Source organism: Ochrobactrum sp. AN78 (assembly GCF_029909885.1).
Classification (GTDB): domain Bacteria; phylum Pseudomonadota; class Alphaproteobacteria; order Rhizobiales; family Rhizobiaceae; genus Brucella; species Brucella quorumnocens.
The window spans coordinates 52,573-77,926 of sequence record NZ_JASAMU010000004.1 but is presented as its reverse complement, the minus strand read 5'-3'; the positions used below and the strand labels follow the sequence as shown (position 1 = coordinate 77,926).

Below are 25,354 nucleotides of genomic sequence, written 5' to 3'. Positions count from 1 at the left end.
AGTGCATGGCCTTGTTTGTCTACCGTAGCTGCTAGAATGATGCGCATCAAAACCGATGCATGGGGATACTCAGGCGGCTTTCAGCATGTGGCTTAAACTTCGATTCCAACGTCCAAACGCTGCGGCCATGCGACTGTCATATTGGTTGCGCGCAAATGCTGGTCCATTGTAGCGACGGGCAAAATTGGGCCAGTCACATGTTTGAAGTGTCTCTTTCAACCCGGCCTTTTCAATAAAACGCAGCATCAACTGAATTTGGCCTGTAACACCGCTGCGTGCTTCTGCCACGAGTTCATCGACATTGCGATAGCCAAGCCATTCCCAATGTGCGCCCATCACTTGGCCCAGACCCCAGGATGTAGATTCAAGCGCCGCCTTCTTTTGGATAGACACGGCTCTTTCAAGCAGAAGCCAGCGTTCCCGCTGTGTCTTGGGATTGCGAATGCGCCCCGCCTCATAAGCTGATAGCCCTGCCTGACGCGCCTGATCGCGAATACGACCTGAAAGCCTGCGGTCGAAATAATGCCCTTCGAAGCGGATGGCCGGTTCCTTTTTACCATTGATATCAAAAAGGGCACGGCCACCGCTTTCCACTTCTGCGACGGCCAGAAGGGCAGCCGGTTCGATCTCCATTTCACCGGCCAATGAAATGATTGCTGCGAAAGTCTCAGTGTCGAACATTTGGTTTCTCCTCTTGCAACCCGTGTTTATCGAGGCCGGATTTTCGCTCGTCTTGAGAGGAGGGGGATAAATAACTTGAATTTGCCGCGTTCGAGGACTAGTTCGAAGGAAATTTGGAAGAGATCGAACGATGAGCAATCTGCCTTTTACTGTTGCTGCCCTCTATTGCTTTGCGCGTTTGCCGCAATATGAAAGCCTGCGCGAGCCGCTGGCCGAACTTTGCTGCGCGAACGGGATCAAGGGGACACTGCTGCTTGCAGGCGAGGGCATCAACGGTACGGTCGCAGGAACAAAGCCTGCGATTGAGAAGCTTGTCGCTTACATCACTGCGATCCCTGAGCTTGCCAATCCGGAACTCAAATATTCACATGCCAGCGAGATGCCTTTCTATCGCATGAAAGTGCGGCTGAAGCGCGAGATCGTTACCATGGGTGTCGATGGTATTGATCCGCTGAAAAGCGTTGGCACTTACATCGCGCCCAAGGATTGGAACGCGCTGATTGCCGATGAAGACACTGTTGTCGTCGATACGCGCAATGATTACGAATATGCGATCGGCACGTTCGAGGGCGCGCTTGACCCGAACACCAAGACATTCCGCGAATTTCCGGAATGGGTTGAGCAGAACCGCGACAAGCTGGAAGGCAAGAAAATCGCCATGTTCTGCACCGGTGGCATTCGTTGTGAAAAAGCGACCGCCTTCGTCAAAGGTCTTGGCTTCGATGATGTGTTCCACCTTAAGGGCGGCATTCTGAAATATCTCGAGGAAGTGCCGAGCGAAGAAAGCATGTGGAACGGTGAGTGCTTCGTGTTCGATGAGCGCGTAGCAATTGGTCATGGCCTGACCGAAAGCGACATAGAGCTTTGCCGCGCCTGCCGTCGCCCGATCACGGCTGAAGACAAGCTCTCCCAGTTCTTCGAGGAAGGCATTTCTTGCGCTGGTTGCTATGACGAGCGCACGCCGGAAGACCGTGCCCGCTTTGCCGAGCGTGAAAAGCAGGTCAAGCTCGCCAAACTGCGCGGCTCAAGCCACAAGCATATCGGCCGCTAATAATATGAGATGATGCGGTTCTTTTGCCGCATTGTTCCCGTCAGGACTAGCCAAAGCTAAAACACCTCTTTAAGGTGGCCTCGTTTCCAGAACGATATGAATTCGTTATGGAAATTTGGGCGGCTTTTGCATGGACGCCCGTGTGAAAAGGGTCTGACGGCATCCGGGTCGCGTTTGCCTCCATCATACCCATCATCGCAAGTGAGAGCATCAAACGAAAACTGATGCTCGAGTAAAACAGCGTCGGATTTCTCCGGCGTGTGATGATGTTTGCCCGAAATTGCGGGCACTATGGAGGCCAACAATGAAAAAACTTATCGCCGCGTTTCTTATTACGGTTGCAGTCGGTACTGCCTCGGTTGCTCATGCTGCCGAGAAGGTTACGGTGTTTGCTGCAGCCAGCATGAAAGATGTGATCGAGGAAGCAGCCAAGCAGATCAAGGCCAAGGACGGCACGGAAGTCGTCGCTTCCTTTGCTTCGTCGTCTGTTCTGGCAAAGCAGATCGAGCAGGGCGCTCCGGCACAGATTTTCATTTCCGCTGATCTTGATTGGATGGACTATGTTGAGAAAGCCGATCAGATCGACAAGGCTTCGCGTAAAGTGATTGCCGGCAACGCGCTGGTGATTGCGACGCAGAAGGAAACGCCAAAGGGCGAGGCCAAGGAACTGTTGAGCGCTGGTCGTTTCGCAATGGGTGATCCATCAAATGTGCCTGCAGGCAAGTATGGTAAGGCAGCTCTTGAAAAGCTCGACATCTGGAAAGACGTCGAAAAGAACGGCGTTTTCACAGAAAATGTCCGCGTCGCACTGCAGTATGTGAGCCGCGCGGAAGTGAAGGCAGCGATTGTCTATGCGTCTGATCGTGCTGCTGCACCTGAACTCGTTGAAGCCTATCGCTTCCCGGCTTCGAGCCATGCGCCAATCCTTTACCCTGCTGCATTGATTGCAAAGAACGAAAGCGATGCTGCGAAGGCATTTTTGGCTTTCCTTGAAAGCGATGCCGGACAGGCTATCATCAAGGACAAGGGCTTTGTTGGGGCCGCGGAGGCTGCTCAGTAAATGATGGAAGGTAATGTCTGGCAGATTGTTGCTCTGTCGCTCCGGGTTGCCGGAATAGCCATCATTGTCGCTCTGCCAGTCGCCTTTATCGTTGCGTGGATACTTGCCCGGTTCAATTTTCCGGGCAAGTCGTTTGTGCAGGCCATCGTCACCATGCCGCTGGTTCTGCCGCCGGTGGTGACGGGCTACCTGTTGCTGGTTCTGTTTGGATCACGCGGAGCACTTGGTGCGCCCTTGCAGGAATGGTTCGGCCTTTCCTTTTCCTTCCGCTGGACCGGTGCAGCCCTTGCTGCCGGTGTCATGGCGTTTCCATTACTCGTTCGCCCTATTCGCCTTTCGATTGAGGGGCTTGATCGCGGGCTTGAAGAAGCGGCACGCACGCTTGGCGCCAACCGGCTCGTTGCATTCTGCACGGTTATTCTGCCGCCGTTGCTGCCTGGCATTCTTGCCGGTGCCGTCTTGGGCTTTGCCAAAGCGCTGGGCGAGTTTGGCGCGACTATTACCTTTGTTTCCAACATTCCCGGCGAAACACAAACACTCTCGCTGGCGATTTATGCCTTGATGCAGACGCCAACAGGGGATGCGGAGGCTTTCCGTCTGATAGCAATTTCGGCAGCCATTTCCATTACCGCTGTGATCTTGTCCGAGTGGTTGCAGCGCAGGCTTGCGGGGGAAGCGAAATGAGCGGTCTTGAAGTTTTTGTCGCTGGCCGCAATGGCAAGTTCGAGGTCGAAGCCGATTTCTCCGCTCGATGGGGTGTAACAGCCCTGTTTGGTCATTCAGGTGCCGGGAAAACAACGCTTCTAAAGATGATTGCCGGGACGTTGCGTCCGGAAAGTGGCCGTATCGCAGTCGGTGATTTCACGCTGTTTGATGCCGAAAAGGGTATCAATCTGCCACCTGAAAAACGCCGGATCGGCTATGTTTTTCAGGAGGCGCGTCTTTTCCCGCATATGAGCGTGAAACGCAATCTGACCTATGCACGTTGGGCTGGAAAACGGCAAAGTATCCGCAGCTTCGATGAAGTGGTGGCACTGCTGGGCATTGCGCATCTTCTGGATCGCCGCCCGGCGACGCTTTCTGGTGGTGAGAGGCAGCGCGTGGCGATTGGTCGGGCGCTTTTGTCCGATCCGGCATTGCTGTTGCTTGATGAGCCGCTTTCCTCGCTCGACCATGCGCGCAGGCAGGAAATATTGCCTTTCATTGAACGTCTTCGCGATGAAAGCCACGTGCCGATTGTCTATGTCAGCCACGAGATTGATGAAGTTGCGCGGCTTGCAGACGAAATCGTCCTGTTGGCGGGCGGCAAAGTGCAAGCAAGTGGCGAAGCCGCTGAAATTTTCCCGCTGATCGATGGTGACGGCGAGGGCGCTGGCGTGCTGCTTGAGGGTACGGTTGCAGCATATGATGACCGTTACAAACTGGCTGAGATTGATCTTGGCGGAACGACATTTCAGTTAAGCGACGCGGGGCTTAAACAGAACATGCATGTGCGTCTTCGGGTCCGCGCGCGAGACGTTTCCATTGCACGTAATGCGCCGGATGCGATCAGCATCCGTAATCTGCTGCCGGTTTCCATTGTGGCGATTGAAGCGGGAGAGGGCCCGAATGCCCATTTAGCACTCGACTTTCAGGGCCGTCGTCTTGGTGCGCGGCTGACGCGGCGTTCGGTCGACGATCTGGGCTTGGCGGTAGGCGATCAGGTCTTCGCGTTGGTCAAGGCTGTTTCAGTGGATCGCGCCGCAATAAGAGAAAAATGACGCAGAGACAATAATCCGGTTTTAGTCACGCGCCTTTTATGCTCCTTGTGTTGATAAATGGGAGCATTGAAATGACTGATTTGCAGAACTGGACCCCTCGACCGAGGCCTGAACGTAAAACGCTCGAAGGCCGCTATGTCCGGCTTGAACCGCTGGATGCGAGCAAACACGGCGACGAGCTTTTTGCAGCCTCTTCCGTAACGGATGCAGATCAGCGATTTACGTGGTTGTTCGAGGTCCCGCCTGCAACACGCGAGGCGTTTGAACCCTGGCTTGAAAAAGTTTCAACAAGTGAAGATCCGCTGTTCTTTGCAGTCATCGATAAGGCAAGCGGCAAGGTCGCGGGCCGTCAAGCGCTGATGCGTATCGATCCTGTTCATGGCGCAATCGAGATCGGGAACATCTATTGGGGGCCGCTCATTTCGCGTAAACCGGCTGCAACCGAAGCGCAGTTCCTATTCATGCAGTATATTTTCGATGAGCTTGGCTATCGGCGCTATGAGTGGAAGTGCAACGATAACAACGCGCCTTCCAAGCGTGCAGCGGAGCGTTTCGGCTTTAAATTTGAAGGCACCTTCCGTCAGCATATGGTGACGAAGGGTAACAATCGCGATACATCCTGGTTTTCCATCATCGACAGTGAATGGCCTGCGCTGAGACACGCCTATCAGGCATGGCTTGCGCCGGAAAACTTTGATAGTGAGGGGCAGCAGATTAGAAAATTAGAGGATTTTCGTATTGGTGGCTGAACCGAAGAAGAGCAATCCGGCAATTGCTGCGGCGATCATCCTGATAAGCTTTGGCGTGCTCGCCTATTTCGTGCCGAGTATCATGATCGCGCTCGGTAAGCGCTCGCATGTGGCGGCGGCAATTTTCGCGATACTCTTTGTACTTGGTTTCTTTGGCATATTCTGGCTGCGCTCGCGCCGCCAGAACAGAGATTAACCCACGAGCGACGCGCTGAGCAGCAACGCGCCAGTCAGCGCAATAAACAAGGCGGCACCCACTTCAATCACCGCCTTCAAGCGGCCTGACATGGCGCTGCTGCCTGCGAAACGCAATGCCGTGTTCTTGGCGGTCACGGCAAGTGTGGCGAGAAATGCGACGGTCAGGAATGTGCCGAAAGCCATCGCAAAGACCGAGAGCAATCCGCCAACCAACAAACCATTGAGAAGTGCGAAGGTAAGCACGATCAGTGCGCCCGAGCAAGGACGCAGGCCGACCGAGAAGATCGCTGACCAAGCAGTTTTCCAGTTGAAATCGTCGCCAAGTGTCGATGGATCGGCAATATGGGCGTTGCCGCAGTCAGCGCAGATATCGCCTTCGCCGATAAAGACGTGATCCGCTGTGGCGTTCGCGGGCTTGTAGTTGAGCTTGACCGTGCTGCTTGATGCGAGCGCTCGGGTGCTTTGCGAAACGCTGCCTTGCCAAGCCAGTCCACTGGATGCACGACCGCTGGCCATTGCCGTTTGAGGCGCTGCTGCAAAAAGAGCGCCTGTCGGTGACGGCTCGGCACTGTCTCGCTTCTTGAACAAAAGCGGCAGTTTGCGCGCCAACAGCCACAGACCGAAGAACAGCACCAGCGCGAAGCTTGTAATCTCCATATAGCGTGCGGTCTGGTTCATGGAAATTCCGGTGCCGCGCAATACGAGCCATGCCAGTGCTACAACGAAAACTGCCATGAGTGCCTGCAGAAGCGATGAAATGAACGACAGGAAAATGCCGCGTCGAAGTGCAGTTTCATTGGCGATCATATAGGACGAAATCACCGCCTTGCCGTGACCGGGGCCTGCCGCATGGAAAATGCCGTAAACGAATGACAATCCGATAAGCACTGATGCCTGCCATGGATCATCGCGCATTGCTTTAAGCGCGGTTGTCATGGCGAGATAAAATGTGCGCTGCTGTTCGTTCATCCAAAGAATGATATGTGCGAAAGGTCCGGTCGGTTTCATGGCGACTTCATTGGCGCCGATCCCCAGAGACGATTGTGCCAAGGCATTGGCAGTGATCATCACAAGGGTAGCGGTAAGAATGAAACGGACCGTTTTCTGCATCAGGCTGTCTATCCTTTTGGCGCGCAGGTCACTTCAAGACGGGTGGCAAAAATCTTTGACATATCTGTGCCAGCTGGATCGTTGAAGAAGGCGTCAGTCAATGTCGCCTGGTTCTGGGCGAGGGCTTCGTCCGGATTGGGGCGGATGACTTTGGAAGTGCATCCCTCCGGCAACCCTTTGATGACCAATTCACTATCATTCACATAATCGATAGCCGTGTAAAATGTCGGATCGTAAACCCCGAAGCTCACCGTATGGCCGGGTTCAAGCTTCAACGGTTTTTCAGGCTTACTCGTGAACACAATCAGGAGGTGATTGTCTGTAAAATCTGCCGCCAAATCCTGCGGGCGAGCCATTTTGACGTCTTTGCCATCGGCAAGCACAGTCTGGAAGTATTTGAACTCGGCTATGGAGCTGTTAATGACATGGCCAAGATCAATCAGTTCATTCTTGTCGAGCTGTAAATCACCGTTCTTGTCAAACTCCATCAGAACGGTCGAGGAAAATACATCATCGAAACGCCAGATATGGGCGAGCTTTTCTACCGTGCCATCCGGCTTAATCGTCAGCTCCAGCCTTGCGTCGGCAAAGACATGTGGATGAGCCTGAGCAGCCACGGGCGCGAACACTGCCGTCAGAGTTACGGCAAGGCCTAGAGGGCTTTTCAGCCATGTGCGCAAATCAGGCATGAACGAGTTTCCGTGAATGATAGTGCATCCCAAAAGTGTGAAGCGGTTTTCGGATAGATGCGCGCGAAAACAAAAGCTCAAGGGCAAGGCATAAGGGTGAAGGCGGCGAAAGTGGGACCAAACCCATCATTTATTTCGACTTGCTTATAGTTTTGTATTTTCGCGCATTTCGCGTTCCTTGAACCATTGGGTCAGGAAGTCGACAAGAGCACGGATTTTGGCCGGCAGATAGCGACGATGCGGATAAACCGCATAAATGCCGCCGTCCTTGACGGTAAATTCGTCCAAACATGGGATGAGCCGGCCGCGTTCGATCTCTTCCTCGGCGATGAAGGCTGGCAAAGAACAGAAACCGAGCCCGGCAATAGCGGCTGTTTTGGTGGCGACGGGGCTATTCACTTCAATCGGGCCATGCACGTTGACGGTCATCATTGAGCCGTCCGTATTGCGGAAATGCCAATTGTTGCGTGAGCGTGCATTGGTATCGATGATGCACGGCTTATCCGCAAGATCTTCGGGACGCTCCGGCTTGCCCACGCGCGCGATCAACTCAGGAGCGCCACATAACACTGAATGGAATGGCGAAAGCCTTTTCGCAATCAGAGAGGAGTCCTGCAGGCGCGTGATGCGAATTGCGAGGTCAAAACCTTCTTCCACCAGATCTACAAAGCGATCATCGAGCCGCACATCGAGAACAATGTCCGGGTGTGCGAGACAGAAATCAATCAGCGATTGCCCGATAACCGCGTCAGCAAAGGTGCGGGGGGCAGAGAGCTTTATGCGTCCGCGTGCATCGGAGCTGGTTTCGCTGACGGCATCCTGAAGCGCGTCAATCTCGCGAATGATCTCGATGGCGCGGTGATAATAGGTGTGACCGGCTTCGGTGAGCGAAAACTGGCGCGTCGTGCGGTTGAGAAGGCGTGCACCAAGTTCGTCTTCCAGTTCGCGCACATATTTGGAAAGCAGTGCCTTTGAACGTCCAATTTTTCGTGCAGCAGCGGAAAAGCCTTCCGCTTCGACCACGTCGATAAATGCACGCATACGTGTGAGGGTGTCCATGGCTCAGCCTTGTGTCTGAATAAGAATGTTTTTAGCGAGTGTAATCAGCCCGCGATCACTGCCGCGGGGCCCGATGAAAGAAATGCCCATCGGCGCGCCGTGAACCGTGCCGAGTGGCACCGTGATCTGCGGTAAGCCTGAAAGAACGGAGAGGCAGAGCAGGCGCAGCGCCTGTTCGCGATAGGCCTGCAGTGTCTCAAATGGCTCTTTGGCAAAAGGCGCGGCACCTGGTACGGTTGGGAGCGCCAACACCGCATTGTCACCGATGATTGTTTCCAATTCCTGGGTGAAACGCGTGCGGCGGATGCGATGGTGCGCCAGAGCTTCATCGGTGATTTCTGACCCATAAGCAAAACGGTCGGCGACGCCGGGTCCAAGCTGGCGATCGCCTGACGAAATCCATGCGCCATGAGTTGCCCAGGCTTCTGCGCCCTGTATCTGGCGGAAAGTGATATACAGCTCATCTATTGAAAGTGTCGGTTGGCTCGCCGCTTTGAGGCTTGCAAAATGCGGACGCACTTTAGCGAACATAGCTCTGTATGCGTCGGTTTCCGGATGGTCGAGCAGCAGATGCTCCAGCAGCGGCATATAAAGAAGCTGCGAGAATGCAAATGCCTGCTCGTCCTCGCCGAGGAGGACTTTGCCGACGCTTTCATAAAGAGCGATATCGCGTGCAAACCAACCGATCGTATCGAGAGACGGCGCAAGCGGCATGATGCCTTTAAGCGGAATACGGCCATGAGTGGTGCGCAGACCAATAAGACCGCAGAAGCTGGCTGGTGCGCGGATTGAGCCACCCGTATCGGAGCCAAGTGCTATATCTGCCAAGCCACTTGCAACAGCTGCCGCCGAACCGGACGATGAGCCACCCGTAACCCTTTCAGGGGCAGACGGATTGATGGGGTAGGGGTAATGTGAGTTCTGTCCCATCAGTGAAAAAGCCAGCTCGTCGGTCTGGGATTTGCCGATGAAGGCCGCACCTGCTTCAAGCAGCTTTTCAACCGTCGGTGCCGATCTGGTTGCGACAAGTGATTCGGCTAAAATCTGCGGATTTCCGCAACCTGTTTTCATTCCTGCGACATCATAAATGTCTTTGACTGCCAAAGTTGCGCCCTGAAGAGCGCCATTGACCGAAGGTGCAGGTGCGATTTCAGCTTTTGTGATGAGGGCGTTGAAGGAATCGAGGCGGGCCATTGTTCACGACTTGCTGCCGAAATCAGCATTTATGGTTAAAGAAAGGGAAATTAACGCGGTAGATTGTTTCACTAATGTTGAACAATGGCAAGCGCACAGAGCGGCAAGTCAGGGGTAAAAATAATTTTGGCCCAGCCGATATTTGTCATTGAATGGACACATGTTTGCGCTTATATCGCCCTTGCCCAAAGTCGCACGTGCCTGTGGGTGTCCGCCGATCCTCGAATGGTGAGGAATTCGGTACGGTACCTGGACCTAACCGCTCCAGTTGATCTGTAGGCCAACCGCCAGATCAAGGACATCTTGAAGCAACGACGGTGCGGGCCTTTCTAGTGTCTTTCGGCTGTCCAAAAGCCGGAATTACTGAAGAGGCACACCTTCATTGCCAAAAGTGCGGATGCGGTTCTCCAATTCCAATCCAAGGCAGACAAAGCGGAGTAACGCGGGTTTAGCGTTGTTCCACCGCCGCATGAGTTTTCGCGTGACCTCAGCATCTCCAAAGGCTGGCCTCACCGCGGATGCGCTTATGCATACTTTGTCTCTTAGAGAATCTCGTGGCCCATGGTGGGCTCGGTCAGATTCCCTAAGTGTTTTTTCTGCGCAGTCTTTTTCGGGATTGCGCTCTAGATGCGGCAGATCAAGCCGCGCGGGAGAACGACCATGGCAACGCAGCGTATCATTGACTTCCTCAACACCCGCCGTCCCGATGGCCCTTGCCTCGTCGTCGACACCGATGTCGTGCGCGAAAACTATCAGAATTTTGAAAAGGCATTGCCTTATTCGCGCATTTTCTATGCTGTGAAGGCAAATCCTGCCCCTGAAGTGCTGCGTCTTCTTGCATCGCTTGGCTCGTGCTTCGATACGGCATCGGTTGCCGAAATCGAAATGGCATTGGAAGCCGGTGCAACGCCAAACCGCATCTCTTATGGCAACACCATCAAGAAGGAGCGCGATGTTGCGCGCGCTTTCGAGCTGGGCATTCGCCTCTATGCAGTTGATTGCGTTGAAGAAGTCGAAAAGGTTGCTCGTGCTGCTCCAGGTAGCCGCGTGTTCTGCCGCGTTCTGACCGACGGTGAAGGCGCTGAATGGCCGCTGTCGCGCAAGTTCGGTTGCGTGCCTGCCATGGCTATCGACGTGCTGCGTCATGCAAAGTCGCTCGGCCTCGACTCCTATGGTGTGTCGTTCCACGTCGGCTCGCAGCAGACGGACCTCACCGCATGGGATCGTGCACTTGGCGATGCAGCATCGGTATTCCGCACACTGGCTGACGAAGGTATCGTTCTGCGCATGGTCAACATGGGCGGCGGGTTCCCGACACGTTACCTCAAGGACGTACCGACCGCTCAGGCTTACGGCATGGCGATTTTCGATGCGCTCTCGAAGCATTTCGGCAACCGCATTCCGGAAACCATCATTGAACCGGGCCGCGGCATGGTTGGCAATGCAGGCGTGATCAAGACCGAAGTGGTTCTGGTTTCGCGTAAGTCGGACAACGACAATGTGCGTTGGGTCTATCTCGACATCGGCAAGTTCGGCGGTCTGGCCGAAACCATGGACGAGGCGATCCGCTACCAGATCGTGACTCCACATGATGGTGGCGAAACCGAACCTTGCGTGCTGGCCGGCCCAACCTGCGACAGTGCGGACGTTCTTTATGAAAAGACGCCGTATCCGCTGCCGGTTTCGCTGACCATCGGTGATGAAGTTCTCATCGAAGGCACAGGGGCTTACACCACCACCTATTCGGCGGTGGCATTCAACGGCTTCGAACCGCTCCGATCCTACGTCATCTGATCAATCGGGTTTTCCCGGTCGATCCTCTCAATCTGCCTGGCGCTGCAAAGCGCTGGGCAGGATGTGCGGCTGCCCATGCTTGGGGTGAGATGTCATGAATGCAAATCTGGAAATTCAGGAAAATATCGTAACCGGCCTTTCGCAGCGCCTTCAGACAGCTTTCGCTGTCGTCGGCGAAACTGGCGAGCACGTTGTTGCGCGTGAAGCACTGCTCGACCGCGCAATGGGCGAAGGTCGTCGCAGAAAGTCTTCTGAAAAGCTGCGTCGCGGTCGTCAACCCGCCGAAGGTCTGGCGTTTGCTGCCACTGGTGCGGACGGATCGCTCGCGGGCACGGTGCGGCTATGGAATGTCCATGCCGGGCTTGATGGTTTCGGTTTTCCGGTTTCAGCTTTGCTGCTCGGCCCGCTCGCGGTTGATCCGTCGACTGCAGGTTGCGGTATCGGTTCGGCATTGATGCAACACTCGATTGCCGAAGCCAAACGGCTCGGTCACGGTGCTGTTCTGCTTGTCGGTGATCCAGAATATTATGAACGCTTCGGCTTTTCAGCGGAAAAGACCGGCGAACTTGCCATGCCCGGGCCGTTCGAAAAGCGTCGCTTTCTGGCAATTGAGTTGAAGCCTGGCCATCTCGATGGAGCACAGGGAATTTTGCGCGCCAGCGGCCGCAAACTGCCGCGTGTTGAAACAACTACGCGGCAGACAGCCTGACGCATAGTCGTTAGATTTACTCTAAAGCGTGTCACGCTTAATGGCACCCATAACGCTCGCTCTAGATTCCTTAAATTGCCGCATGTTCGCGAACGCTAAATGAATCCATTTGAGCGGCGACATGCTTTAGGACAAACGCACCAGTCGTCCGAAGTTGCGGACGGCTGTAATAGCAAGGCCTGCCAGAAAACCTGCGATCAGTCCTGCAATCACAATCAGCTTGCGCGACGATCCGGCAGGATCGAGCGGCGGGCGTGCCTCAGAAATTACACGTACGTTGGTAGTCGTAATGCCTTGCTGCTCGGTGGTTTCGCGCGAGCGTAGCAGGAACGCTTCATATACGGAGCGCAGCGTTGAAGCTTCGCGGTCCAGTTCCCGCAATTTCACCCGATCATCATTGCTGTTGGCCTGTTGCGACTTGAGTTGTGCCAGGCGTGTGCTGAGATCACGCTCCTGCTGGGCAGAGCGCTGCACTTCAACTTGCAAGGAAGCGCGGATGCGGCGTAGTTCGGCATCGATATCGTTCAGGACAGTCTGCTTTTGCGACTGCAACTGAATGAGTTGCGGGTGGCGTGGCCCAAGTTGAGTGGACGCCCCGTTCGCATTCTGGCTGGCCAGCGCAAATTGTGCACGCAGTGCCGTCAGCGTGTTGGAACGCAAATCTTCCGGTAAGGTACCGGAAATAACGCTGCCCGTTGTCGCATCGTTGAGAACCTGCACACGCGCCTGAAGACGCATGGTTTCAGCGCGCTGATTGGTAAGCTGGTCATTCAGGCGTGTGAGATCATTATCGCTGATCAACTTGCCATCAACATCGACAAGATCACGCGACGCGCGGAAATCTGCTGTAGCCTGTTCGGCTTTCTCAACGCTTGCACGCATATCGGCGAGGCGTTTCGAAAGTTCTTCTGCATTGCGGCGGGCGGCGTCCGACTGAAGAGAGTCCAGCTCTGTCTGGAACACGGAGCCGACGAGATTGGCAATCTCGGCTGATTTCTCAGGGCTGCGTGTTTTGACCGAAATCGAATAGATGAAGGTCTTGGCGTCGCGCCCGATCGTAAGGCTGTCGTAGAGATTATATAGAACGCGGGTTTCAAGTGCCTGACCCTCGCTCGCGGTATTTGGCTTCATCATGCTTTTAAGCTGCGCGAAAAAGCCAGCAATGCCTGTGGGTACAAAACTGCCGTTGAATTCCGGATCTTTGGTCAGATCGGCCTGATGAATGACCTTGAGCAAAACACTGCTGGAATCGAGCAATCGCGCCTGACTTTCAGCAATCGCCAGCGATGCATCGGTTGGTAATTGTCCCGGGGTCAGTTCGGTGCCCACGGTCTTGATGCTGCGCGGGTCGACCAGAATGTCTGTCGATGCCACATACATTTGTGGAATCGTCATGGCGTAGAGAGCTGCTGCAATGCCGCCGATCAGCGTTGTTGCGATCAGCAATTTGCGCGAACCTTTGACGACTTCAATCGCTATGCGCGGATCAATAAGTGGCTTCCATTCGGTGTTCGACGCTTCGCGCTTAGCGGGCCATGTATCGTCCGTGACAATTGCTTTCGGTTCCGATGTGCTGACTTTGGCCACCTCATCCTTGGACGAATTGGCGCTGTGTTCGCGCTCTGCAATCTTGCGTTCAAGCTCTGCCTTGATCGAAGCCATGCGGCTGCGAAGCTCGGAGACCTCTTCTTCCTTGGCGGCCTTATTTTCCTGCTGCGAGCGGAAAAGTTCTGCGCGTTCCTCAGGAGTGGCGGGTGGGGTCCACGGTGGAGTTATGGGCGGGGTAATAGATTGAGGCTCACGTTTGGACGCGTCTGATTCTTCGCGGCTCGTCTCAGGCGCGTCTGAAAATGCAAGAAGAGGCTTTTCTTCTCTTCCTTTATTGCGCTTGTCGTCACCGCTCATCGTCAAAGATGTCCGTACCCCAGAATAGTCTTCATGCTTCCGACTATAGGTTTTTTATGGAGAACAAATGGTTAAAATGCGTATCGATAATCGCGTTAGTGCTTTTTAATTAAGTCTTTTTCGTTAAGTATCGGTCTACGGTCGACATACACGGCTTAACAAGCAACAGGTAATATAAAGACGAGGCCCTTGGGTGATCGCGAAAGCATTCAAGAAATTATCGGGTAGCCGCGGTGCCGTGGTGCGGGACTATTTCTCGCTCTTCTCTGGTTCTGCCGGAAGACTGGTTGTTTCGCTTCTTTATTTTATCGCGCTTGCGAACACATTGCCGACGGGAGACTTCGGTATTTTTGCCACATCGTCGGGTACCGGTGTGGTGCTGTCACGGCTCGTTTCGCTGGGGTTCAGCTCGCCGCTTTATCGTATTTCTACCGTGAAACCGCTTTTGCTTGGCACATATACAGCCGGCTATTTGGCGGCGGTTCTTGTCTCCCTACCGCTTTTTGCGATCTGTTCGTGGCTGGTTTACTTCGTCTTCTTCAGCCGCGACATTTCATTTTTGCCGTTTGCCATTGTCGTCATTGCCGAAGCGCTTCTGTGGCGCTCGACGGAGATGATCATCATCGTCAATAATGGGCTGCGGCGGTTCGGTATTTCAGCTTTGCTGGTGATTTTCGGAACCGTAACGCGTGCGGTTGCTGCAGTCTTGTTCATGTTTCTGGCGGCAACGCACGATGTCGCGCATTGGGCATGGTGGTATCTGGCTGCAAATGCCGCAGCACTGATTGTGGCGCTTCGATTCTATCCACGGGTGAAATTGCGCTTTGAGCCGCGCCTTTATGCCCGGCGCATATCTGATTCCATCGCTGTGATGGGCGCTGAACTTCTGTTCTATATTCAGAGCGAGCTCGATAAGCTTTTGGTGCTGAGCATCGGCGGACCAACAACGGCAGGCATCTATGCGATCATCATGCGCCTGGTCGATTTGACTGCACTGCCGATCCGTTCCTTTAATATGATGCTCGTACAGAAGCTTATGCGTACGCCCGATATGCTGGCGTCGCTGCGTATCAGGGCTGGGCTGGAGTTTGCGGTCTTTGCCATATCGGTAGCAGGTTTGGGCGCAATGGTGATCTTCCTGCAATTTTTCCCAAAGGCACTTGGCGCAAGCGTTGCACCAATTGTCGGGCTGTTGCCTTTGGTGTTGCTGGTGCCGGGTTTCCGCAACTTGATCGAGTATCAGACCGAGATTCTCTACGCGCGTGGTCAGTCTGGTCTGCGTACATTGAACATGGTGCTGATGACTGCAGCCAAGGCTTTGTTCGTGTGGCTTCTGCTGATTTATTATGGAAACAGCAATGACTGGATTGCCGGCCTCAATTTCGTATTTGCGGGGATTTATATCCTGTCGCTGGTTTTCACCTATACGAGCATCAAGCGGCCCGCGAAGCGGGTCTAAAACCCAGAGCGCCGCAATTCGGCGCTCTGGGTTTTGACGATCTCAACCACCTATGATGCGGCGAATATCATTGACCGACAGGCTGAGGAAGGACTGCATGCCGATGGCGACCTGATGCGGTTCCATTTCGGCAATGAAAGTTCTGAATTCTTCTTCCGTTGGCGGTGGTGCAAACCACTGCATGCGGCAGAGATCGTGTGTATCGTGAAAGTGGCCCGCGCCTTCCAGAACATCATCGACATAATGGCCGTAGATGAAACATTCGGAGAAGCGGCGGACGTTGCCGATAGCCGCTACCCAATGCTGGCCGGTATGTTTCTCGATACGCTCACACATGCCGACGACCGAATCCCTGCGCCATGAAACGAGCTGGCCGATATAATCATTCAGTGCGCTTTTGCCGTTCGGGACACCAAGAAGTTTTCCTGCATTTTCAGCCCAAACAGGGTGTTCCGGCCATTCGGGATTGGCAAGCGCATTGGGCCGGTAGAACAGGCGCAGTTTGTCACCTTGCCAGAGCGTGCTGCAATCAAATGCACGCACGAAAGCAGTGTCGGAATCGGTGTAGAGAAGACCGTCTTCTTCCACCTTGCTTGCCAGTGCAATACGGCGCAATTGCTGCACATGCCATCCGCGCAATGGCTTGGTTTTGAACGACAACCAGACGCGACGACGTCCGAGATAGGTCGGATCGGGAAATGCGCGCAGCCATGAGGGCAGCAGATCGCGTTCATCAATCACGATGCGATTGGCGCTTTCTATCTGCCGGAACAGTGCCACATCTTTGCTGTCGACAAGTATGTAATGCTTGGTGAAACCGGTGACATGTTTGTCCATGGTTTCACACAGGAGCTTGCAACGCTCAAAGTCCTGATCCCAGCTTGCGGTGACGATAGCTGTCTTCAAGGTTTACCCCCTGACAGCTTTTCCTTGGCCACACGCCAGAGAAAGACCGGATTGCCGACGAGATAGCGCTTTGCCAGACGGCGCGGTTCTTGCAGCAGGCGGTGTACCCACTCCATCTTGAGTGTGCGGACCCAATGTGGTGCGCGTTGTACGCGGCCGGTATGCAGATCGAACAGAGCACCGACTGCGCTTGCAATCGTGCAATGTTCCGCTTTGATGTATTTATCGATGAACAGTTCCTGCCGCGGGACGCCCATGGCGACGAGCAGAATATCGGGATGATAATCGGCCAGCTGACCGAGAATGCCATCAAGATCGGCTGGTTTGAAATAACCGTCTGAAATAACGCGAAAATCATGTTGCGGTATTTGCTGTTTGAAAAGTTCTGCTGCTTCAGCAGCAACACCCGGACCGCCGCCCAACAGGGCGACCTTCATTGGACGCTTGATGTGCTGCATCAGGCCCGGAATAAAATCTGTGCCGTTGAGATTGGCTGGGAATTTCGCACCATAGGCTGCTTTGCTGGCAATATCGACGCCGATACCATCAGGCAGAATCAGGAAATCTTTCAGCGCGGCCATATAGGCTGGGTCTTCATGTGCAATATTGGCATTGTTGGCATTGAGCCAGCCCTGCTTCATGAATTCACGGTTCTCGATCCGTTTTTCAAAATAGGCGAACGAACTGTCCCAGTCGAAACAGACAACCTTGATGCCGAGAATATTTCGATATTCGAGTTTTGCGGGTGCACTATTCGTCATGTCAGTTTGCTTTTCCTGTCACGTCCTGAAGTTTCTTTAAGCCTCGGGCGATCGCGCTGTCCATGCCTTTGATTTGTGCCTGTTTGAAGGCTTTGCCATCCAGTTTTTGACGGTCCCCATCGTTTATTGCTTTTAGACGCTCAACAACAGCTGCCGCAAATTCCCCAGGCTTATCAGCAATCGTGCAATTTGCGGGAATATTGCCGATTCCACGAACCGAATGTGCAGTCGCGACACTTGGCATGCCAAGTTCAAACGTCTCGATGGATTTGAGCTGAACCCCAGTGCCGGCCCGGCTGATCAGCGGCACAAGCTTTCCACTTTCTACAAACTCGGTTGCATCCGGCACTTTGCCGACGAAATTGACGCCCGGCCATGCCGCAATCAAATCAGCCGGTGTATTACCAGCGATGGCTATTGAAATGTCTTTCGGCAGCAAAGGTTTTACTTCGCGCAGAAACCATTCAAGCCCGATGCGGTTCGGGTGCCATGTCCATGTTCCGATCAGCGCCAGATCGTATTTCGCTAAAGGCGCCTTTGTAGCCGCATTATTCCCCGGCATGACAAGCGGTAGTGTTGCAAACTTATCGTTGTTAAGGCCCAGTGCCGGACCGTCGTCTTCCGCAAATGTGAAAACGAAACTTGCCTGTTTGCACAGTCTGTTTTCCAACTTTTTCAGAATGCGTGCTTCGCGGCCGAACAGGAATTTCTGTACTTTACCTTTGGCGTCTGCGGCATTTTCTTCCGCAGAGCGATATTCGACATTATGCGCAACGAACAGCGATGGCTTGTTCTTGAAAATTTCTTCAAACGCTCCGGGCAGCGTGACACCGTTGAGAACATAGGCATCAAAGTCACCAAGTTCGGTGATTGCATTATGCAGCTCGATAGCAGGGATCACGCGCAGTTTTGCTGAGGAAACCGTCAGCCCTGTGAGGAAGGATTTCAGCACCCATCCGATCTTGCGCTTGATGCCTGCACCTTCCGTGCGTACTTCCACTTCGCCAAGGACGATTGTGTCGGCACTTTCAGCAGCTTTATGTCCCGGCCACGTAAAACCCAACACGGTCACATGCGCGCCTGCGCGACGAAGGCCATCAATGACGGCTGCGTTGGCAACTTCATATCCGGTTGAGGCGACGGCATGGGGAACAAGTGACGTCACGAAGACAAGACGAAACGGTTGCAATTCAACTCCTGACGGCTCTTAATGAATGTTTATTGAAGTTAGTGTCTACAGCCATGCGGTGAACTTTTCTTTAAGCGTTTATCAATAGTGGCAAGATAAACATAAAATCATAATTCTCTGAAATAATCGGAAGCTGAGATGCCAGATTTACCGGATCATATTGAAGTAATCGCTAAAACACCTGGTCTCGCCTATGACGAGATCGACATCGTCGTTTCGCTCCCGACATTTATGCGGCCCGAGCATCTGATACGCACGCTCGACACGCTGAATGCGCAGACCACCAAGCGTAAATGGGCTGTCGTTGTGATCGAGAACGAAACCGAAAAGAAGGAAGGCGCAACCGTTGCTGCCCCGCTTTTCGAAGCCGGCAAATATCGGGGTATGCTGATCGGTGAATCCCATCGCGGCAACTGCAACGCCTATAATGCTGGCTGGCTGACCGCGACCAAGTTTTTCCCGAACTTTCAATACGTCATCGTGATCGACGATGACGAGCTGGCTGATCCTGACTGGATCGAAAACATGGTTTCGACCGCTGAGCGTTATGACGTCAGCCTGGTTGGCGGTCCGCAGTATCCGATTTTTGAAAAGCCGAATTCGGAACAGTGGGCAAAGCATCCGGTCTTCCTACCGCATTATACTAAGACAGGCCCGGTTCCGATTATCTATTCGTCGGGCAATCTGCTGATTGCGCGCCCTGTGCTTGAAGCGCATGGTTATCCGTTTATGGATCTGAAGTTCAACTTCACCGGCGGCGGCGATTCTGACTTCTTGTCCCGCTCAATCGCTAAGGGCTTCAAAGTTGCCTGGTGTGCGGAGGGTATCGTGCGCGAAACCATTCCGGCACGTCGTCTCGAAAACGACTGGATCAGATCACGCGGCTTGCGCAACGGCGTTCTTTCGACCTTGATTGAACAGCGCAAGCGCAAGGACGAACCATTCGGTCAGGTGCGCGTGTTCCTGAAAAGCCTCGCGCTTCTGGCTTATTCGCCGATCAAGGCTGTGAGAAGAGGTGTTGCCGCTGGTTTTGCACCTGTTGGTACCTACTTCATCCATATCGGTCTGGGCCGGGTGATGGCGCATTTTGGATATTTGAATGAGCAGTACCGCAACCCGGACAAGAACTAATCCAAGTTCGTCCGATCCGATGCGGGTGACGATGCGCCAGATAGCGCTCGTCACCGCGACGGTTATATTCTGCATTCTGTTGATTTCTTTTCGCCCGTTTTCACCGGCTGTTCCTGCTGATGGTCAGCAGGCGGGTGATGCCGTCAATCAGCTTGGCTTTGGCCTCGTCGGGGCCATAGCATTGGCGTCGCTTGCAATGTTCGCCGAACCTGGCAAGGTTTTGCGGCTTGTCAGCCTTGGTTGGCTGCTGATGTTCGGCCTTTTGTTGGCTTCAGCTTTCGTTAGTCCCGATCCATCGACCGCCATTCGTGGCATCATGCTGACGCTGATCGGTGTGCTGGCCATCGTCGCTGTCCTTGCCCTGCCGCAAGATGCCGATGGTTATTCGTGGATGCTGCTTGTTGTGGCGTCGATCGTTATTTTTATCTCCTATGCCGGTGTGGTGCTTTTGCCTAATCTTGGCACCCACGGTGTAGATGCTGGCGAGCCGCAGAATTCATTTCTTTGGCGGGGTGTCTTCACCCACAAGAATATTGCCGGGCCTGTCATGGCGATTTTCGCTTTTGCGGGTATTTATCTTTGGCGGCGCGGCTGGCGGTTCAGCGGTGCGCTGATTGCGTTATTTGCATTGTTCTTTGTGGCGCATACAGGTTCGAAAACCACTGCCGCATTGGTTCCATTCGCCATGCTTTTGGTCATCGGTCCCGGCATGTTTGGTATGCGCGGACTGGCACCTCTGATGATCTTTGCCATTCAGGTTGTGTTTGCGCTTTTCACCATTGGCACAGTGCTATTTGAGCCGTTGCATCAGATTGTTTTGCAATTCTCGGTCGATCCGACATTTACAGGACGCACCTCGATCTGGGCCTTTGCGATTGATGCGTTGCACAACCGTCCATGGATCGGATTTGGTTATGAGAGCTTCTGGGGGGCTGAGCGGGTCAAGGAAGCCGCCAACCCCTATTATCTCGACTGGGATGTGCGCGGCATCGTGCATGGCCATAACGGCTATCTCGATATCACGCTTTCGATGGGGCTTATCGGTCTGATCTGCGCAATAGTCGTGATCATCATCATGCCGCTGGTCAACTATATGCGATGCAGGCCAACTCGCGAGAACCTGCTTCTTGCTGATTTCTTCCTGATGTTTGTGTTTTTCGGCACGCTCAATGCGATGCTGGAAAGCTTCTTTTTTCGCCGCATGGATCCTGTGTGGCTCATGCTTATCTTTGCGATCTTTGGTCTGCGCATGACGGCCAAAGTCACCATTCCCAAGCGGGCTATCTAGAGCGTGTCGCGCTTGTTCGTACCCGCTGCGCTGACTCTATCTTCTTGTTTTCACGCATGTCGTTGTCGGAAAACCGGTTTCCACTTTTCCGCGACATGCTTTAGCCGGAGTTACCATGAATATCGCTATCATTGGCACGGGCTTTGTCGCCGATTACTACATGACCACGCTGCGCAATTACCCGCAACTCAAGCTGCTCGGTGCCTTCGATCGATCGCCGGAACGGATCAAGGTGTTTGCCGCACATTATAATGTGCGTGCTTATGAGAGCTTTGAGGCCGTGCTGGCTGATAAAGACGTGCAGATTGTCTTGAACCTCACCGCACCGGAAAGCCATTTTGCCATTTCGCGCGCAGCGCTTGAAGCTGGCAAGCATGTCTATTCCGAGAAGCCTTTGGCAATGGATTTCAACGATGCCAAAGCGCTGGTCGATTTTGCTGCCGCCAATGGTTTGACGCTTGCTGCGGCACCCGCCAATGGCCTCAGTGACGCGCAGAGGCTCGTGTCAAACTCAATGAGCGAAATTGGCACGCCGCGTCTGGTTTATGCTGAAATGGAAGACGGTCCGGTATTTCGCGATAAATGGGCGACATGGCGCTCACAGTCGGGCGCACCATGGCCGGGTCTGCATGAGTTTGAGATTGGCTGCACGCTGGAACATGCGGGCTATGCGCTCTCATGGCTCGTGTCGCTTTTCGGCCCAGTTGAAAGCGTGACGGCTTTCTCTTCGATCACCTTCCAGAATAAGGGGCCGGGCACCGAACATCTGCAAATGGCACCGGATTTTTCCGTGGGGTGCCTGCGCTTTAAATCTGGCCTTGTTGCGCGTCTGACTTCGGGCCTCGCAATGCCGAAAGATCGCAGCCTGACGATTGTGGCCGATAAAGGCTCGATTACGGTCGATGATCTCTGGGATAACCGTTCTGCGGTTCGGCTTGAATCGACGACCAGAAAACGCTCCATTCTGTCGCGTGTGTTTGGACGTCTTGAAGCCAAACTTGGTAAGACACTCGCATGGAAACCGGCAGTTGGCAGCAAGCTTACCTATCCAAAAGGCGATACGGTGAGCCTGCCGTCATTCCCATCGCAAATTGATTTCATGCGTGGTGTTGCCGATCAGGCGCGCGCCATCGAAACCGGTGAGACGGCCTTTTTCTCAGGCGCTGTGGCATTGCACATTACCGAAGTGGCTCTTGCACTTAACAATGCTGGCGAGAATGCTGCGCCTTATAAGGTGCAGAGCAGCTTCTAATCGGGTTTCTTTGCAAGCACAGTGCTGACGATGTTTGCGACGGCAGCACTGTGTTCAAGCGGCATGATTGGACTGGAAATCTCGCCACGTGATACGGCATCGCGCACGGCTTGCGCCTGAAACTGAAGCCCGTTGCCTGCAAAGCTGTGATGCTCGACCGTTCTTCCCGGCAGTGGCAAGCGATTGAGAACCTTGCCGATTAATCCGCCTGGACCTTTGGGGCCGATGGCAGAGCTTATTGCTTTTGCAGAAAAGATTGTGAGGCGCTGTGCTTTGAGGAACGGTGCGTGCAGCAGAATTGCTCCGCCTGTGCCCTCAATCAGCATCTGGTTTTTACCGTCGTGGTCAAAACCGCATGAAAGATGCGCTTTGGCGCTTGCATATGTCAGTTCGATTTCCGTACGCATATCGACGCCACTCTTGGCACGTGTCCAGCGTCCGCTGATGGCATCGGGCAGGCCCAGGAAGCTCAGCGTGAGCGAAACCGGATAAACGCCAAGATCGAATGCGGCACCGCCGCCTAATGCCGGATTGAAAAAGCGGCTTTCCGGGTTCTCCTCGCGGAAATAGGAAAGATCGGCTTCAATACGCTTTACTGTTCCAATTCTTCCGGCCTTGATGTGCTCGCGCGCGGCATGAACTGCCGGGAGAAAGCGGCTCCACATAGCTTCCATGGCAAACACATTATGCGCTTGGCTTGCGGTTGCGATCTGGTTTGCACCATCAGCATCAAGCGTCAGCGGCTTTTCAGTCAGGCAGGCTTTGCCAGCGGCGATTGCCTGTAATGTCTGCGGGACATGCACGGCATTGGGCGTGGCAATGTAAACGGCATCGATATCAGCACTAATTAGAAATGCTGATGGATCGTCAAACGCCTTGTCTGCATCGACGCGGTTCTTAAAGCTTTCAGCACTATCGAGCGAACGAGAGCAAACCGCAGTCACGCGCATGTCAGCACTTGCCTGAATATCGGCTGCAAAGGCCCCGGCAATCGTGCCTGTTCCCCAGATGCCCCAGCGAAAATTTTTGCCGTCGCGCTGCGTGTTCGTCATGGTTTTACCGCCAACCCCTTCGCGATACCCTTGTCATTTGTCTGTTGTATATCGCATGATATGCGGGATTACGACCGGCTTTGCCTGCCGTTTCCCTCTTCATGTGATCAAGGTAAAAATATGAGTGGAATTGTTGTAGCCGTTGCACGTGACGCCGAGCATCGTTTCTCGAAACAGCTGGTTTCTGAGATCAGCATCATTGCAGGCCAGGGCGTTGAAGGCGACGCGCATAAAGGTGTGACGGTCAAGCATCGTTCGCGCGTGAAGGCTGATCCGACTCAGCCAAACCTGCGTCAGGTTCATCTTATTCCAGCAGAACTCTTCGATGAGCTGACTGCGAAAGGGTTCGACATTGCGCCAGCGCAACTGGGTGAAAACATCACCACGCGCGGGATCGATCTGCTCGCACTTCCAAAGTCGGCGCTTCTCAAAATCGGCAGTGATGTAGTTCTCGAAATCACGGGCCTGCGCAATCCATGTTCGCAGATTGAAAACTTCGAAAAAGGCCTTCTCGGCGCTGTTCTCGATAAAACCGACGACGGTGAACTGGTGCGTAAAGCGGGTATCATGTCGATCGTTATTGCGGGTGGCAATGTGCAGGCTGGTGACAATATCGAGGTCGAGCTGCCGCCACTGCCGCATGAGAAACTGGAGCGCGTCTGAGCATTTAAATCGGTTAGTTTTTTAGAAAAAGGCCTATCAAATTTGCGTCATATGCCCTAGATCATCCAACAATAGGATACAGACTGGCTTTGCTGGCGCTACATAGTGCGACAGCGACAGCTACGACAGTCCAGTCTGTCGGCTCTCTAATTCTGTATGACAAGCCAGTTGGCTGTGTTTCAAAAGGGCAAAAAATGGAAAAAGCAGATATCGGAATGGTCGGTCTCGGCGTCATGGGTTCGAACCTTGCGCTGAACATCGCCGAGAAGGGCTACACGGTAGCCGTCTATGACCGCGACGAGCCCGTCCTGAAAGCATTCATCGAAAAAGCTGGCGCGTTGCGTGACAAGATCATTCCTTGCGCCACCTTTGAAGAGCTGGCTGACAATATCCGCAAGCCACGTCCAATCATCTTCCTCATCAAGGCAGGCGCACCAGTTGACGCCGAAACCACCCGCCTCAAGGCTTTTCTTGAGAAGGGTGACATCATGATCGATGCTGGCAACTCTGACTATCGTGACACGGTTCGTCGTTTGAAGGCGCTGGGTCCAAACGATCCGACCTTCGTCGGCATGGGTGTATCGGGCGGTGCGGAAGGTGCGCGTCATGGTCCTTCGATGATGGTTGGCGGCACAGAGGAAGCCTATGAGCGCATCGCGCCAATCCTTCTGGCTGCGGCTGCAAAATATAAGGGCGAACCTTGCTGTGCGCTCGTTGGTCCGGATGGCGCAGGCCATTTCGTGAAGACCATTCACAACGGTATCGAGTATGCCGACATGCAGATGATTGCCGAAATTTACGGCATTCTGCGTGATGGCCTTGGCCTTTCGGCTCCGGCGATCGGTGATGTGTTTGAGAAGTGGAATGCGGGCCCGCTCAATTCCTACCTCATTGAAATCACAGCGAAAGTCTTGAAGGCAACCGATCCTGAAACCGGCAAGGCGATGGTCGATGTGATCCTCGATGAAGCTGGACAGAAGGGTACGGGTCGTTGGTCGGCTATCGAAGCGCAGATGCTCGGCGTTCCGGCAACTGGTATCGAAGCCGCAGTTGACGCGCGCTCTTTGTCGTCGCTCAAGACCGAGCGTCAGGCTGCTGAAAAGGTTTACAATCCGGCTTCGCGCGCGCTCGATATTGCCGATCAGGCACAGTTCCTTGCCGATCTTGAACAGGGTCTTCTGGCTGGCAAAATTGCAGCCTATGCTCAGGGCTTTGCCGTCATGTCGGCAGCGTCGAAAGAATATGGCTGGAACATTCCGCTCGCAACGACAGCACGTATCTGGCGCGAAGGCTGCATCATTCGTTCGCTGTTCCTTGACGACATTGCACAGGCCTTTGAAGGTCAGGAAATCGAAAACCTGCTGCTGGTTCCTGCTTTCGTTGAACGTATGGGCAAGGCGTCAAAGGGGCTTCGCAAGATCGTGGCGCAGGCAGCTCTTGCCGGTCTACCTCTTCCTGCGCTTGGTTCGGCATTGAGTTATTTCGACAGCTTCACGCAGTCGCGGGGCACTGCCAATGTTATTCAGGGTCAGCGCGATTTCTTCGGTTCGCACGGCTTCAAACGCATCGATAAGGAAGGTGACTTCCACGGACCTTGGGGTGATTAAGCGCTGAAAAGCTTTGGCTCTGATTGATGGAAAATCACATCAGCGCCATAATTTTGACACGCCATGAACACGAGTTTCATAAAAAAG

The 25,354-nt window shown here is 53.9% G+C and carries 24 protein-coding genes; 14 read left to right on the top strand and 10 right to left on the bottom strand.

The genetic code is table 11. The annotated features are described in order from the left end of the window. Positions 1-69: 69 nt before the first annotated feature. Positions 70-681, bottom strand: a complete 612-nt coding sequence (locus tag QBD00_RS09725) for an N-acetylmuramidase family protein (protein ID WP_151093017.1) — start codon at positions 679-681, stop codon at positions 70-72. A gap of 130 nt (positions 682-811) precedes the next feature. On the opposite strand from QBD00_RS09725, the gene QBD00_RS09720 reads away from it, so the two are divergent. The 6 genes from QBD00_RS09720 (at position 812) to QBD00_RS09695 (ending at position 5,497) form a co-directional block, all read left to right on the top strand. Beyond that, the gene (locus QBD00_RS09720) at positions 812-1,732 is read left to right on the top strand and encodes a rhodanese-related sulfurtransferase (protein WP_151093015.1); all 921 of its coding nucleotides are present in this window, start codon (positions 812-814) and stop codon (positions 1,730-1,732) included. A 304-nt stretch (positions 1,733-2,036) separates the two neighbouring features. Continuing rightward, a complete protein-coding gene (gene modA, locus QBD00_RS09715) occupies positions 2,037-2,792 on the top strand; it encodes a molybdate ABC transporter substrate-binding protein (RefSeq protein WP_318579323.1) in 756 nt (251 codons plus the stop codon). Continuing rightward, the gene (gene modB, locus QBD00_RS09710) at positions 2,793-3,476 is read left to right on the top strand and encodes a molybdate ABC transporter permease subunit (RefSeq protein WP_151093011.1); all 684 of its coding nucleotides are present in this window, start codon (positions 2,793-2,795) and stop codon (positions 3,474-3,476) included. Beyond that, positions 3,473-4,552: a molybdenum ABC transporter ATP-binding protein gene (gene modC, locus QBD00_RS09705; protein ID WP_318579322.1), complete on the top strand. Its 1,080-nt coding sequence runs from the start codon at positions 3,473-3,475 to the stop codon at positions 4,550-4,552. Before modB ends, modC begins: the two co-directional genes overlap by 4 nt. A 71-nt stretch (positions 4,553-4,623) precedes the next feature. Next, a complete protein-coding gene (locus tag QBD00_RS09700) occupies positions 4,624-5,301 on the top strand; it encodes a GNAT family N-acetyltransferase (RefSeq protein WP_191792952.1) in 678 nt (225 codons plus the stop codon). Then, positions 5,294-5,497 (top strand): hypothetical protein, encoded by a 204-nt coding sequence (locus tag QBD00_RS09695; RefSeq protein ID WP_151093005.1) that lies wholly within the window; start codon positions 5,294-5,296, stop codon positions 5,495-5,497. The genes QBD00_RS09700 and QBD00_RS09695 overlap by 8 nt, the downstream gene beginning before the upstream one ends. Here QBD00_RS09695 and QBD00_RS09690 read toward each other — a convergent pair. The 4 genes from QBD00_RS09690 to QBD00_RS09675 form a co-directional block, all read right to left on the bottom strand. Continuing rightward, the gene (locus QBD00_RS09690) at positions 5,494-6,609 is read right to left on the bottom strand and encodes a nickel/cobalt transporter (RefSeq protein WP_151093003.1); all 1,116 of its coding nucleotides are present in this window, start codon (positions 6,607-6,609) and stop codon (positions 5,494-5,496) included. The two genes, QBD00_RS09695 and QBD00_RS09690, sit on opposite strands and share 4 nt — an antisense overlap. An 8-nt stretch (positions 6,610-6,617) precedes the next feature. Next, positions 6,618-7,298, bottom strand: coding sequence for a DUF1007 family protein (locus QBD00_RS09685; RefSeq protein WP_151093001.1), 681 nt, complete (start codon positions 7,296-7,298; stop codon positions 6,618-6,620). 144 nt (positions 7,299-7,442) lie between these two features. Further along, entirely contained in the window at positions 7,443-8,357 is a 915-nt protein-coding gene (locus QBD00_RS09680; RefSeq protein WP_095445398.1) for a LysR family transcriptional regulator, read from the bottom strand. Positions 8,358-8,360: 3 nt separating this feature from the next. Next, the gene (locus tag QBD00_RS09675; protein WP_318579321.1) at positions 8,361-9,551 is read right to left on the bottom strand and encodes an amidase; all 1,191 of its coding nucleotides are present in this window, start codon (positions 9,549-9,551) and stop codon (positions 8,361-8,363) included. Between the two features lie 660 nt (positions 9,552-10,211). Here QBD00_RS09675 and odc2 point away from each other — a divergent pair. Together odc2 and QBD00_RS09665 are read left to right on the top strand one after the other, a co-directional pair. Further along, positions 10,212-11,345, top strand: a complete 1,134-nt coding sequence (gene odc2 / locus QBD00_RS09670) for an ornithine/lysine decarboxylase (RefSeq protein WP_095445400.1) — start codon at positions 10,212-10,214, stop codon at positions 11,343-11,345. Between the two features lie 94 nt (positions 11,346-11,439). Then, positions 11,440-12,054, top strand: coding sequence for an N-acetyltransferase (locus QBD00_RS09665; RefSeq protein ID WP_318579320.1), 615 nt, complete (start codon positions 11,440-11,442; stop codon positions 12,052-12,054). Positions 12,055-12,180: 126 nt separating this feature from the next. Here the strand turns inward: QBD00_RS09665 and QBD00_RS09660 are convergent, their stop codons facing one another. Then, the gene (locus QBD00_RS09660; protein ID WP_318579319.1) at positions 12,181-13,959 is read right to left on the bottom strand and encodes a GumC family protein; all 1,779 of its coding nucleotides are present in this window, start codon (positions 13,957-13,959) and stop codon (positions 12,181-12,183) included. A gap of 193 nt (positions 13,960-14,152) precedes the next feature. Here QBD00_RS09660 and QBD00_RS09655 point away from each other — a divergent pair, with 193 nt between their 5' ends. Continuing rightward, positions 14,153-15,418: a lipopolysaccharide biosynthesis protein gene (locus tag QBD00_RS09655; protein ID WP_318579318.1), complete on the top strand. Its 1,266-nt coding sequence runs from the start codon at positions 14,153-14,155 to the stop codon at positions 15,416-15,418. A gap of 42 nt (positions 15,419-15,460) precedes the next feature. Here QBD00_RS09655 and QBD00_RS09650 read toward each other — a convergent pair whose 3' ends face one another. Genes QBD00_RS09650 through QBD00_RS09640 form a run of 3 tightly spaced genes read right to left on the bottom strand, consistent with a single transcriptional unit; the run spans position 15,461 to position 18,274 of the window. Then, complete coding sequence (locus QBD00_RS09650) at positions 15,461-16,324, bottom strand: DUF6492 family protein (RefSeq protein ID WP_095445404.1); 864 nt, start codon at positions 16,322-16,324, stop codon at positions 15,461-15,463. After that, the gene (locus QBD00_RS09645) at positions 16,321-17,085 is read right to left on the bottom strand and encodes a WecB/TagA/CpsF family glycosyltransferase (RefSeq protein WP_191792956.1); all 765 of its coding nucleotides are present in this window, start codon (positions 17,083-17,085) and stop codon (positions 16,321-16,323) included. The genes QBD00_RS09650 and QBD00_RS09645 overlap by 4 nt, the downstream gene beginning before the upstream one ends. Before the next feature lies 1 nt (position 17,086). Beyond that, a complete protein-coding gene (locus QBD00_RS09640) occupies positions 17,087-18,274 on the bottom strand; it encodes a glycosyltransferase family 4 protein (protein ID WP_318579317.1) in 1,188 nt (395 codons plus the stop codon). A gap of 138 nt (positions 18,275-18,412) precedes the next feature. Here QBD00_RS09640 and QBD00_RS09635 point away from each other — a divergent pair, with 138 nt between their 5' ends. The 3 genes from QBD00_RS09635 to QBD00_RS09625 all read left to right on the top strand — a co-directional run bounded on the left by QBD00_RS09635 (position 18,413) and on the right by QBD00_RS09625 (position 21,945). Then, complete coding sequence (locus tag QBD00_RS09635) at positions 18,413-19,405, top strand: glycosyltransferase family 2 protein (RefSeq protein WP_318579316.1); 993 nt, start codon at positions 18,413-18,415, stop codon at positions 19,403-19,405. Next, positions 19,374-20,693, top strand: a complete 1,320-nt coding sequence (locus QBD00_RS09630) for an O-antigen ligase (RefSeq protein WP_318579315.1) — start codon at positions 19,374-19,376, stop codon at positions 20,691-20,693. Before QBD00_RS09635 ends, QBD00_RS09630 begins: the two co-directional genes overlap by 32 nt. Positions 20,694-20,808: 115 nt before the next feature. After that, the gene (locus tag QBD00_RS09625) at positions 20,809-21,945 is read left to right on the top strand and encodes a Gfo/Idh/MocA family oxidoreductase (RefSeq protein ID WP_318579314.1); all 1,137 of its coding nucleotides are present in this window, start codon (positions 20,809-20,811) and stop codon (positions 21,943-21,945) included. Here the strand turns inward: QBD00_RS09625 and QBD00_RS09620 are convergent. After that, positions 21,942-22,997 (bottom strand): Gfo/Idh/MocA family oxidoreductase, encoded by a 1,056-nt coding sequence (locus tag QBD00_RS09620; protein WP_318579313.1) that lies wholly within the window; start codon positions 22,995-22,997, stop codon positions 21,942-21,944. The two genes, QBD00_RS09625 and QBD00_RS09620, sit on opposite strands and share 4 nt — an antisense overlap. A 120-nt stretch (positions 22,998-23,117) precedes the next feature. Here QBD00_RS09620 and QBD00_RS09615 point away from each other — a divergent pair, with 120 nt between their 5' ends. Both QBD00_RS09615 and gndA read left to right on the top strand, forming a co-directional pair. After that, entirely contained in the window at positions 23,118-23,660 is a 543-nt protein-coding gene (locus QBD00_RS09615; protein WP_264231989.1) for an MOSC domain-containing protein, read from the top strand. 194 nt (positions 23,661-23,854) lie between these two features. Continuing rightward, positions 23,855-25,267: an NADP-dependent phosphogluconate dehydrogenase gene (gndA, locus tag QBD00_RS09610; RefSeq protein ID WP_151092978.1), complete on the top strand. Its 1,413-nt coding sequence runs from the start codon at positions 23,855-23,857 to the stop codon at positions 25,265-25,267. The last annotated feature ends 87 nt before the right edge of the window (positions 25,268-25,354 follow it).

Coding starts and splice junctions, on each gene's coding strand:
- QBD00_RS09725 (WP_151093017.1), bottom strand. CDS start 681: ATGTTCGACACTGAGACTTTCGCAGCAATCATTTCATTGGCCGGTGAA.
- QBD00_RS09720 (WP_151093015.1), top strand. CDS start 812: ATGAGCAATCTGCCTTTTACTGTTGCTGCCCTCTATTGCTTTGCGCGT.
- modA (WP_318579323.1), top strand. CDS start 2,037: ATGAAAAAACTTATCGCCGCGTTTCTTATTACGGTTGCAGTCGGTACT.
- modB (WP_151093011.1), top strand. CDS start 2,793: ATGATGGAAGGTAATGTCTGGCAGATTGTTGCTCTGTCGCTCCGGGTT.
- modC (WP_318579322.1), top strand. CDS start 3,473: ATGAGCGGTCTTGAAGTTTTTGTCGCTGGCCGCAATGGCAAGTTCGAG.
- QBD00_RS09700 (WP_191792952.1), top strand. CDS start 4,624: ATGACTGATTTGCAGAACTGGACCCCTCGACCGAGGCCTGAACGTAAA.
- QBD00_RS09690 (WP_151093003.1), bottom strand. CDS start 6,609: ATGCAGAAAACGGTCCGTTTCATTCTTACCGCTACCCTTGTGATGATC.
- QBD00_RS09685 (WP_151093001.1), bottom strand. CDS start 7,298: ATGCCTGATTTGCGCACATGGCTGAAAAGCCCTCTAGGCCTTGCCGTA.
- QBD00_RS09680 (WP_095445398.1), bottom strand. CDS start 8,357: ATGGACACCCTCACACGTATGCGTGCATTTATCGACGTGGTCGAAGCG.
- QBD00_RS09675 (WP_318579321.1), bottom strand. CDS start 9,551: ATGGCCCGCCTCGATTCCTTCAACGCCCTCATCACAAAAGCTGAAATC.
- odc2 (WP_095445400.1), top strand. CDS start 10,212: ATGGCAACGCAGCGTATCATTGACTTCCTCAACACCCGCCGTCCCGAT.
- QBD00_RS09665 (WP_318579320.1), top strand. CDS start 11,440: ATGAATGCAAATCTGGAAATTCAGGAAAATATCGTAACCGGCCTTTCG.
- QBD00_RS09660 (WP_318579319.1), bottom strand. CDS start 13,959: ATGAGCGGTGACGACAAGCGCAATAAAGGAAGAGAAGAAAAGCCTCTT.
- QBD00_RS09645 (WP_191792956.1), bottom strand. CDS start 17,085: ATGACGAATAGTGCACCCGCAAAACTCGAATATCGAAATATTCTCGGC.
- QBD00_RS09635 (WP_318579316.1), top strand. CDS start 18,413: ATGCCAGATTTACCGGATCATATTGAAGTAATCGCTAAAACACCTGGT.
- QBD00_RS09630 (WP_318579315.1), top strand. CDS start 19,374: ATGAGCAGTACCGCAACCCGGACAAGAACTAATCCAAGTTCGTCCGAT.
- QBD00_RS09625 (WP_318579314.1), top strand. CDS start 20,809: ATGAATATCGCTATCATTGGCACGGGCTTTGTCGCCGATTACTACATG.
- QBD00_RS09620 (WP_318579313.1), bottom strand. CDS start 22,997: ATGACGAACACGCAGCGCGACGGCAAAAATTTTCGCTGGGGCATCTGG.
- QBD00_RS09615 (WP_264231989.1), top strand. CDS start 23,118: ATGAGTGGAATTGTTGTAGCCGTTGCACGTGACGCCGAGCATCGTTTC.
- gndA (WP_151092978.1), top strand. CDS start 23,855: ATGGAAAAAGCAGATATCGGAATGGTCGGTCTCGGCGTCATGGGTTCG.